This window comes from uncultured Zoogloea sp., from assembly GCF_937894855.1.
In the GTDB taxonomy this organism is placed as follows: domain Bacteria; phylum Pseudomonadota; class Gammaproteobacteria; order Burkholderiales; family Rhodocyclaceae; genus Zoogloea; species Zoogloea oryzae.
This window is the reverse complement of sequence record NZ_CALAYQ010000102.1, coordinates 1-9,131: the sequence shown is the minus strand read 5'-3', so window position 1 is coordinate 9,131 and position 9,131 is coordinate 1. Positions and strand designations below refer to the sequence as shown.

General features: G+C 68.3%; 9 protein-coding genes, 2 tRNA genes and 1 pseudogene. 2 read left to right on the top strand and 10 right to left on the bottom strand.

What is annotated here, in order from left to right:
* A partial coding sequence (locus Q0672_RS12685) for an amino acid--tRNA ligase-related protein (protein WP_298622673.1) occupies positions 1-566 on the top strand: 566 nt, incomplete at its 5' end.
* Positions 567-731: 165 nt separating this feature from the next.
* Positions 732-1,136: an H-NS family nucleoid-associated regulatory protein gene (locus tag Q0672_RS12680; RefSeq protein WP_298622671.1), complete on the top strand. Its 405-nt coding sequence runs from the start codon at positions 732-734 to the stop codon at positions 1,134-1,136.
* Between the two features lie 96 nt (positions 1,137-1,232).
* Here Q0672_RS12680 and Q0672_RS12675 read toward each other — a convergent pair whose 3' ends face one another.
* The 10 genes and pseudogenes from Q0672_RS12675 to Q0672_RS12630 all read right to left on the bottom strand — a co-directional run.
* On the bottom strand, positions 1,233-1,961 hold the full coding sequence (locus Q0672_RS12675) for a tetratricopeptide repeat protein (RefSeq protein ID WP_298622669.1): 729 nt from the start codon (positions 1,959-1,961) through the stop codon (positions 1,233-1,235).
* A gap of 134 nt (positions 1,962-2,095) precedes the next feature.
* Positions 2,096-4,213: a PEP/pyruvate-binding domain-containing protein gene (locus Q0672_RS12670; protein ID WP_298622668.1), complete on the bottom strand. Its 2,118-nt coding sequence runs from the start codon at positions 4,211-4,213 to the stop codon at positions 2,096-2,098.
* A complete protein-coding gene (locus tag Q0672_RS12665; RefSeq protein ID WP_153159863.1) occupies positions 4,210-4,824 on the bottom strand; it encodes a TetR/AcrR family transcriptional regulator in 615 nt (204 codons plus the stop codon). Before Q0672_RS12665 ends, Q0672_RS12670 begins: the two co-directional genes overlap by 4 nt.
* Before the next feature lie 184 nt (positions 4,825-5,008).
* Positions 5,009-5,093 (bottom strand) — tRNA-Tyr (locus Q0672_RS12660).
* A gap of 60 nt (positions 5,094-5,153) precedes the next feature.
* Positions 5,154-5,229, bottom strand: a tRNA-Ala gene (locus tag Q0672_RS12655).
* A gap of 52 nt (positions 5,230-5,281) precedes the next feature.
* Positions 5,282-6,262 (bottom strand): L-threonylcarbamoyladenylate synthase, encoded by a 981-nt coding sequence (locus tag Q0672_RS12650; RefSeq protein WP_298622667.1) that lies wholly within the window; start codon positions 6,260-6,262, stop codon positions 5,282-5,284.
* Between the two features lie 13 nt (positions 6,263-6,275).
* Entirely contained in the window at positions 6,276-7,430 is a 1,155-nt protein-coding gene (locus Q0672_RS12645; protein ID WP_298622666.1) for a 5-(carboxyamino)imidazole ribonucleotide synthase, read from the bottom strand.
* A 16-nt stretch (positions 7,431-7,446) separates the two neighbouring features.
* Complete coding sequence (gene purE / locus Q0672_RS12640; RefSeq protein WP_298622665.1) at positions 7,447-7,965, bottom strand: 5-(carboxyamino)imidazole ribonucleotide mutase; 519 nt, start codon at positions 7,963-7,965, stop codon at positions 7,447-7,449.
* Between the two features lie 49 nt (positions 7,966-8,014).
* Complete coding sequence (gene folD / locus Q0672_RS12635) at positions 8,015-8,878, bottom strand: bifunctional methylenetetrahydrofolate dehydrogenase/methenyltetrahydrofolate cyclohydrolase FolD (protein ID WP_298622664.1); 864 nt, start codon at positions 8,876-8,878, stop codon at positions 8,015-8,017.
* Positions 8,879-9,012: 134 nt separating this feature from the next.
* Positions 9,013-9,131: pseudogene (locus Q0672_RS12630) on the bottom strand (helix-turn-helix domain-containing protein); the annotation flags it as partial.

The following is a 9,131-nucleotide window of genomic DNA, read 5'->3' as shown; positions in this document are numbered from 1 at the left end:
TCGACCTGTCCAAGCCCTTCCACCGCCTGACCATCGTCGAAGCCATCCGCAAGCACCACCCCGGCTTCACCGACGCCCAGCTGGCCGACGCCGACTGGCTCAAGCAGAAGATCAAGGATTTCGGCGAGAAGGTGAAGCCGGGCGGCCTCGGCAGCCTGCAGCTGCAGCTCTTCGAAGCCTGCGCCGAAGCCGAGACCTGGGAGCCGACCTTCATCATCGACTACCCGGTCGAAGTCAGCCCGCTGGCCCGCGCATCGGATAGCAACCCCGAGATCACCGAGCGCTTCGAGCTCTTCATCGTCGGCCGCGAGATCGCCAACGGTTTTTCCGAGCTCAACGACCCCGAAGACCAGGCCGCCCGCTTCCAGGCCCAGGCCCAGGCCAAGGACGCCGGCGACGAGGAAGCCATGTACTACGACGCCGACTACATCCGCGCCCTCGAGTACGGCCTGCCCCCCACCGGCGGCTGCGGCATCGGCATCGACCGGCTGGTCATGCTGCTCACCGACAGCCCGGCGATCCGCGACGTCATCCTGTTCCCGCAGATGCGTCCCGAGTCCGAATAAGCCACCATCGACACCCCGCCCGCCCGGCTCCGGCCCGGCGGGTTTTTTCTACCGCCGCGGGTGTGACACAGGGAACGAATGTCACACAATCGCCACCCGGAGGCCCTTCAGCCCTGATATGTTCCCGCCGTTGGTTCATCGACCGTCCCCCTGCATCGCCGCCCCATGACCGAACTGAAGTCCTACGATTTACCAGAGCTGGAAGCGCTCGCCGAGCAGATCAAGGCCGAAATCGCCAAACGGGAAAAGGAAGAGGAAGAACGGGCACGCCGCGCCGTCGAGGAAGCCGAAGCCGCAGCCCGCGCCGCCGCCGAGAAAGCCGCCCGCGAAGCCGCCGAAGCCGAGCAGAAGGCCAGGGAAACCGCCGAACAGGCCGCCCGCGCCCGCGAAGCCGAAACCAAGATCCGCTACATGCACCCGTCGAACCGCGCCCTCACGTGGTCGGGCGTCGGCCCCACGCCCGACTGGGTCCATGCCTGGCTGGTCACCGGCGGCACGCTTTACGCCCTCGAAGTCGCCGCCGAGAAGCTCGCTCCGCGCCCGATCCCCGAAAGCCTGCGCCCGCGCTGAGGCCCGGCCTTCGCGCGCCACAAGGCGCTGTGCAATAACAAAAACGGCAACAATGAGTCGATCATTGTTGCCGTTTTTTGTACAAATCAGCTCAGGCTACCACTTGCCCAGCTGCTTCAGCCTGTCCTTCAGGCCAAACACCGGATACCCCAGCGCGTAGGCGCGCTCGGCGTGGGCCTTGGCTTCGCCGTACTTCTTCAAATCAAAGTAGGTCTGGGCCAGGAAGTGCTCGGCGTCCGGGTAATCGCTTTCCTTGTTCTCCTCGTACTTCGTGAGCACCTTCAGCGCCTCGTCGGGGCGATGCTCGCCGAGCAAGGCTTCGGCCAGGGCGAGGTAGGACTCGCGACGCTGGGGCTGCAGCGCAATGGCCTCCGTCCACACCTTCGCCGCATCGGCCTTCTTCTGCTGGCCGTACAGCGCGCGGCCCAGGTTGGCGCTCACGTACGAGAACATCGGCGCATTCCGGTTCATCTGCCCGTACGAGTAGTTGAACTCGCTCACCGCGGTATCGAACTTCTCGCCCCCACGCTTGGCGCGGCTGAGGTGGATCAGGCCGTAGCAGAAGTGATGGGGCCCAGGAATGCCCGACGGATTGCTGGCACCGCCGGACGTCTTGGGGCCTTCCGTTGCCGTGCCACGCAGTTCGAAAGGCACGCGCTGGATGTAGATCGAACCGAGGATCGCGGGACGGCAGAAATCCGGCAGCGCGTACCACTCGACGGGCGTCATCGTCACGTCGCCCGCCTCGGCCGGAGCCGCGGACAGGCCAGACAGGGCGCCCGCGCAGAGGGCGAGCAGGAGGGGAGCCTTTTTTATGCCTAGCATGATCGATTCGTTCTACGTGGCCGGACGCCGGTCCGGCAGCCGCTGGGGTTCATCGTGGGCCCACCCCGGATCGGGGCATGGCGGGCGACGCACGATCATACACATCGCCCCCCGCCGCCGCCATGACGAAAGCCTCAACCGGCCGCAGGCCGTCGCGACCCACCGATGCGCCGCACCGTTCCACGCAGGCCATCCACCTCCACCTCGTCGCCGTCCTGCAGCAGGTCGAGGATGCCCGGCAGATTGACCACCGCCGGCAGCGCGAACTCCCGCGCCACGATGGCCCCGTGGGAAAGATAGCCGCCCGTCTCCACCATCTGCCCGGCGATCGCCAGCCAGATCCGCCGGCCGGCCGCCAGCATCGAGATCAGGCCGCTGCGGGCTGCCTCGCGCTGGTTGCACTCGCGGTTGGCCGCAAGCACCACCGAGGCCAGCAGCGGCCGACGCCACCAGGGCAGGTCGCGCCGGATGCGCTGCCACGCGGCGGCGGCCGCACCACGCTGCCGTTCGCGCAGGGCCGCCGCATCGATCTCCGCCAGTGCCGGCAGCTGCGCCAGCACCAGTTCGGGCGCTTCGTCCCAGCGCGGGTTGCGGAGGTAGGTTTCGTACGGGCCGCGGTGGCCGTAGGCGTCGAGAAAGGCCTTGAAGGCAGCGGCGAAGGCTGGGGCGTCCAGCGGCCGCTCAAGGCCGGCGGCCTGCCGCGCCAGATCCAGCAGGGCAAAGCCCTGGATCGCCGTTACGCTCGGCTCGCCGCCGGCCAGCAGCCCGGCTCCGATCGCCGCACCCTCGCCCGGAAACTGCTTCTCCATGCTGTCGAGAAGCATGCTCAGGCTGGCCCCGCCCGCGCCCTGCAGAAAATGCATCCCCTCGGCCTCGCGGGTCAGCCGCAGCACGCGGTCGAGCTGCCGGAACAGGCCTTCGCAGTCGCCCGGCAGCGGCGCGCTGCGGATCTCCCGCGACAGCGCGTGCATCGACGCCACCTCCGCCAACCCCCGGCGCCGCAGGGCCGGCGCCCGGCGCAGGCAGCGCAGCGTGTTGCCCAGGTGTCGCAGGCGCTCCCGCCAACCCGGCGGGGCGACCTCAATGCACGGCTGGTGCCCGCCCATCATCGCGTTGAATCGCTCCGGCAGCAGCCCGATGGCGGAGCGCGCCTCCCACTGCAGGATCGACGCCTCCAGGTACAGCCGCCCATCGAACAACCCGGCGCGCTGGGCACCCGGCAGCAAGGCCTGGCCGGCCAGGCGCCAGCCGGGCTCCAGCAGGTCATTGACACCTCGCCGCGAGAAGGCCCAGTCCATCGGCGAGAGCGGCTCGGGCATCACCTCGCAGGTGTTGCCACGGGTCCAGATCGCCGGCTTGCCCCGCAGCGCGGGACAGGTGTTGTGGGGCCGGCGCGTGACGCGGCGGGCCTGGGTGAGCCAGAAATCGGCGCCGTCCCACACCCACTCGAGATCGTGGAACGGCGCGACGAAATCGAGGGCCAGCGCCGCATCACGGAGCAGCGCGGCCAGCGCCTCGGCCTGGGCGGTGTCGAGTACCGCCCGCGCCGCGTCGGCCGGCGCCACCGCGGTTCGGGTCGTGCCGCCCGCCGGCGCCGGCACGCTCATCGTGCCCTTGCCGCCGCGGTTCTGCGCGATCACCCGCCAGACGTCGGCCCGGTCTTCGGCAAACACGTATTCGTCGCCATCGGTCTCGCCCCCCACCAGGGTCTCGCCCAGGCCCCACTGGGCGTGCACGATCAGCCTGTCCTCACGGCCACTGACCGGGTCGCAGGTAAACGCGATGCCGGAGGCCCCGGCAGCCAGCAGCGGCATCACCACCACCGCCATCAACGGCTCGCCGGAGAGCCCGAGGCGGGTGCGATAGGCCGCCGCCGTCGGCGTATCCAGCGAGCCCCACACCTCGCCCACCGCCGTCATCAACGCAGCCACACCCCGCACGTTTAGGCAGGAGCGGTAGATCCCGGCGAACGAGGCCGCCGCCGCGTCCTCGCCCACCGCCGACGAGCGTACGGCGAGCGGCACATCCAGCCAGCCCCGGGCGACAAGTTCGGCGTGGAGGATCTGCTGCAGATCGTCGTCGTCGCGCCCGCGCTGACGGCTCCACGCCGCCGGCAACACGAAGAAATCCGGCACCGGCAGCCCATAGCGCACCAGCAGCCCAAGCTGCAGGCCCTTGCCGCCGACCACCTCGGGCGCCGCGTCGGCCGCCACTGCCGCATCGAGCGGATACATCTCCGGCTGCATGTTCATGACCGCGCTCCCATTCCGCTACACGCCAGCTCCAGCATGCGTGTCAGCTCCACCTCCAGCGACAGACCGTCTTCGGTCAGCCAGCGCAGCAGGGTCGCCAGATGGGTGAATTGGAGGTAGCCCGCCAAGAGCGCAGCCGGGATGTCGGCGCGGAGCGTGCCCGCCGCCTGCCCCTGGGCGATCAGCTCGGTGAAGATGCGATCCATGCCGCTGCGTTCGCGCTTGTCGGTGGTGAGCTGCGGATCGGCCAGCCTGAAGCGCACATAGGGCAGCAGGTAGCCCCGCCGGCTCTCGCACCAGCGCGCCTGCAGCCGGAAGAAACACGCCAGCCTCGCCGGCCCTGGCGCGGCCGCGGCCATCTCGGGCTGGATCTCCGGCCACACGGCGTGCAGCTCCCGGTGGAAGCGATGCCGCAGCAGCGCCTCCTTCACCGGGAAGTGCTTGTAGAGCGTGCCCTTGGCCACGTCGGCGGCATCAGCGATGCGCTCCATCGTCACCGCTTCGAAGCCTTCGGCCTCGAACAACGCCCAGGCCGTATCGGCCAAGTGGTCGAGCTGCTGCTGCCGCTTGCGTTCGCGGCGCCCGGGTTCGGCCGGAAGGATATCGGTCATGGCCGGCACTCCACCGCTTCCCGCATCCGCCTGCTCAACCGCTGAGTTTGCTCGAACATGCCCGCCTCCATAGCTAAACGACGATTAAAATTATACGTCGTTCACTATTTTTGAACAAGGCGGTTCACGCACCCAAAAAGCAAAAAGGCCCGGGCTTGCGCCAGGGCCTTTTCGGATATCGGGGTGGTGGAGGGGGAAGGATTCGAACCTTCGAAGGCAGTGCCGTCAGATTTACAGTCTGATCCCTTTGACCGCTCGGGAACCCCTCCACGGGGTGCTGCAGATTAAAAATGCCAACAGGCAGACCTGCTGGCATTTTTTGAAACCGGTGGTGGACCGAATGAGGATCGAACTCACGACCTCCGCATTGCGAACGCGGCGCTCTCCCAGCTGAGCTATCGGCCCACGTAAGCCGCGCATTATAGCGGCGGTTTTTTCGGCTGAAAAGCCCCTTCTTTCAGGTTTCGTCGTCTTCGCCCGATCCCACTGCAGCACGGCCAAGGCGGTCGATGACGGCCGACCATTCCGGGCTGGCCGGCGGGGTTTCGACGAGGATGCGACGACAGCCGGCGGAATCGAGATCGCGCAGCGCGGCGTAGAGATCGTGGCCGTAAGTGGCGGCGTCCGGCGCGGCTACAACCCAGCGCAGGCCGTCGGGCAGGCTGTCCGGACGCGCCATGCGGGCCAGCACGGCATCGCCGGGCTGGATGGCCGCCAGCAGATCGGCGCCCGCGACAAGTTCCAGCGGCGTACGCGGCGCGTAGTGGGCAGCCAGCGCGCCGGAGACCCGGGGCGTGGCATCGCCGCCCTGCCCGGCTTCGTCTTCGCCTCGCAGGCGCGGGCGACGGCCGATGACGCGGGCGATGTCGTCCACGCCGATGGCACCGGGACGCAGGATGACCGGCACATCGCGGGAGAGATCGAGGATAGTGGATTCGAGACCGACCTGGCAGGGACCGCCGTCGAGGATCAGCGGCACGCGATCACCCAGCTCTTCGCGCACATGGGCAGCGGTGGTGGGGCTGATGCGGCCGAAGCGGTTGGCGGACGGCGCCGCGATGCCGCCACCGAAGGCGTGCAGCAGCTCAAGCGCGACCGGGTGGTTGGGCACGCGCAGGCCGACGGTATCCTGCCCGCCGGTGACGAGATCGGGCACGTCCTCGTGCTTTTTCAGGATCAGCGTGAGCGGGCCGGGCCAGAATGCACGGGCCAGCGCGATGGCCTCCTTGGGGATCGCCCGCGCCCACACCGGCAACTGCTCGGCGTCGGGCAGATGAACGATCAGCGGGTGGTCGGAAGGCCGGCCCTTGGCGGCAAAGATCTTCGCGCAGGCCTCGGGGTTCATCGCGTCCGCGCCGAGGCCATAGACCGTCTCGGTGGGCAGGGCGACGAGGTCGCCCCGGCGGAGTAGCGCGACGGCCTGCGGGATGTCGTTCATGCGGCCGGCTGGATCAGTCGCCGCGCACGCCGATGGCAGCGCGGGCGGCCAGCGCCTTGGCGAGCACGTCGGCGGCGTCGCTGCCGACCACCGTGAAGTGGCCCATCTTGCGCCCATGGCGGGCGTGGTGCTTGGCGTAGAGGTGCAGCTTGAGGCCGGGCACGGCGTGGAGGATCGACCAGTCGGGCTCGCGGTAGCGGCCATGGGGCTCACCGCCCTCGTACCACAGCTCGCCCAGCAGATTGACCATCACCGAGGCGCTGTGCTGGGTCGTCTCGCCCAGCGGCAGGCCGCACAGGGCGCGCACCTGCTGCTCGTACTGGCTGGAGACGCAGGCGTCGATGGTATGGTGACCGCTGTTGTGGGGACGCGGTGCCATCTCGTTGACGAACAGCTCGCCGCGGCTCACGAAGAATTCGACCGCCAGGGTGCCGATGAAGCCCAGCCGCTCGGCGATGCGCTCGGCGTACTCCTGGGCCGAATCACGCAGGCAGCCGCTGGCGCGGGCCGGGGCGATGGACACATCGAGGATGCCGCGGGTGTGCTGGTTCTCGACGGTGGGGAAGCACTTCACCTTGCCGTTCTCGTCGCGGGCGAGCACCACCGAGACTTCGTAATCCAGCGTGAGCATCTGCTCCAGCACACAGGCTTCGTTCTTGAACTGGTGGAAAGCGTGCAGGGCCTCGGCGGCGTTGGTGACGCGGGCCTGGCCCTTGCCGTCGTAGCCGAAGCGGGCCACCTTGAGGATGGCCGGGTAGAGGCTGGCAGGCGCGGCGGCGATATCGGCGTCCGACTGGATCACCGCGAACGGGCCGTGGGGCAGGCCGTTGTCGCGCAGGAAGGATTTTTCGGCGATGCGGTTCTGGCACACCGCGACGGCCGACGCGCCCGGGCGCACCGGGACGAACTTGGCGAGGTAGTCGAGGGTGTCCGCCGGGACGTTCTCGAACTCGGTGGTCACCGCGGCGCAGGCGTCGGCCAGGGTGTCGAGGGCGGCGAAGTCGTCGTAGCCGGCCTGCAGGTGGCGGTCGGCGATCAGCCCGGCCGGGCTGTGGGGATCGGGGTCGAGCACCCAAACCTTGTAGCCCATTTCGTGGGCCGTAGCGACGAAGAAGCGGCCGAGCTGGCCGCCGCCGAGCATGCCGAGGGTGGCGGGCGGGAGGATCATCGGGTCAATCCTGGAATCAGATCGGGTCGAGGGTCATGGCCAGCACGCTGGCGGTCTGCTCGGCGCGGAAGGCGTCGAGTTTGTCGGCGAGGGCGGCATCGGTGGCGGCCAGCAGCGACACGGCGAAGAGGCCCGCATTGGCGGCGCCGGCTTCACCGATGGCGAAGGTGGCCACGGGGATGCCCTTGGGCATCTGGACGATGGACAGCAGGGAATCCTTGCCCGACAGCGCCTTGGACTGCACCGGCACGCCCAGCACCGGCAGGGTCGTCTTGGCGGCGATCATGCCCGGCAGGTGGGCGGCGCCACCGGCACCGGCGATGATCGCCCGGATCCCACGGCCACGCGCCTGTTCGGCGTACTCGAACATCAGGTCCGGGGTGCGGTGGGCGGAAACGACGCGGGCCTCGAAGGGTACGCCGAACTCCTTCAGCACCTTGGCCGCAGCCTGCATCGTGGGCCAGTCGGAGTTGGAGCCCATGACGATGCCGATCACCGGCGAAGAGGTTTGGGTCAAGGTGGAAGAGGCGTTCATTGCTTGTCCAGACTGTGTTCAGAGTGCGCCCGAAGGCGCGAACCGGGCGTCAGCCCTTGGATTTGGCGAGGCTGCGCTCGGCGGACACCACGGTGTTCACGAGCAGCATGGTGATGGTCATCGGGCCCACGCCACCGGGAACCGGGGTGATGGCGCCAGCGACTTCCTTGGCGGATTCGAAATCCACATCGCCGCAGAGCTTTCCGTCGGGCAGACGGTTGATGCCCACGTCGATGACGGTGGCGCCCGGCTTGACCATGTCGCCGGTGACGAACTTGGGCTTACCGATGGCGGCGACGAGGATGTCAGCGCGACGGGTGTGGAAGTTGAGGTCGCGGGTGCCCGAGTGGCACACGGTGACGGTGGCGCCGGCGGCGGTGAGGAGCATCGCCATCGGCTTGCCGACGATGTTGGAGCGGCCGATCACCACGGCCTCGGCGCCGCGCAGGGGCATCTCGATACTCTTGAGCATCTCCATCACACCGTTGGGCGTGCACGGCACGAAGGCTTCCTGGCCTTGCGACAGGCGGCCGACGTTCTCGGCGTGGAAGCCATCCACGTCCTTCTCGACGGCGATCGCCTCGAGCACTTCCTTCTCGTCGAACTGCTTGGGCAACGGCAGCTGCACCAGGATGCCGTGCACCGACGGGTCGGCGTTGAGCTCGGCGATCTTGCCCAGCACGTCGGCAGGGGCGGCATCTTGCGGATATTCGAACTTGAGGGACTTGATGCCGGCCTTCTCGCAGCCAGCCACCTTGTTGCGCACGTAAACGGCAGAAGCCGGATCACCGCCCACCAGGATCACCGCCAGACAGGGCTGGGTGCCCTGTGCGGTCAGTTCAGCCGCCTTCGCGGCGAGTTCTCCGCGGAGTTTCGCGGAAAGCGCGTTGCCATCGATAATGCGAGCCGTCATGCGAGCGCCCCTCAGGAAAAACCTGAGAGTCTACCACGACTTAGCCGTGATTCACGCACACCAGCCGCACGGCATCGGGCAGACTGCGGCAAACGTCGAGATAGTCGCCCCTTGAATATTCAACTACCCTCAACGAGCCGACCACCGCGTGTGGCGGCACTGCGAACCAGCTCCCGCGACACCGTCGATGGGCTTCGCCCGGTTTGCCGAGCAATCTCCCGCACCCCAACGCCCTGGGCGCGGAGCATTCCTA

Coding starts and splice junctions, on each gene's coding strand:
- Q0672_RS12680 (WP_298622671.1), top strand. CDS start 732: ATGACCGAACTGAAGTCCTACGATTTACCAGAGCTGGAAGCGCTCGCC.
- Q0672_RS12675 (WP_298622669.1), bottom strand. CDS start 1,961: ATGCTAGGCATAAAAAAGGCTCCCCTCCTGCTCGCCCTCTGCGCGGGC.
- Q0672_RS12670 (WP_298622668.1), bottom strand. CDS start 4,213: ATGAACATGCAGCCGGAGATGTATCCGCTCGATGCGGCAGTGGCGGCC.
- Q0672_RS12665 (WP_153159863.1), bottom strand. CDS start 4,824: ATGACCGATATCCTTCCGGCCGAACCCGGGCGCCGCGAACGCAAGCGG.
- Q0672_RS12650 (WP_298622667.1), bottom strand. CDS start 6,262: ATGAACGACATCCCGCAGGCCGTCGCGCTACTCCGCCGGGGCGACCTC.
- Q0672_RS12645 (WP_298622666.1), bottom strand. CDS start 7,430: ATGATCCTCCCGCCCGCCACCCTCGGCATGCTCGGCGGCGGCCAGCTC.
- purE (WP_298622665.1), bottom strand. CDS start 7,965: ATGAACGCCTCTTCCACCTTGACCCAAACCTCTTCGCCGGTGATCGGC.
- folD (WP_298622664.1), bottom strand. CDS start 8,878: ATGACGGCTCGCATTATCGATGGCAACGCGCTTTCCGCGAAACTCCGC.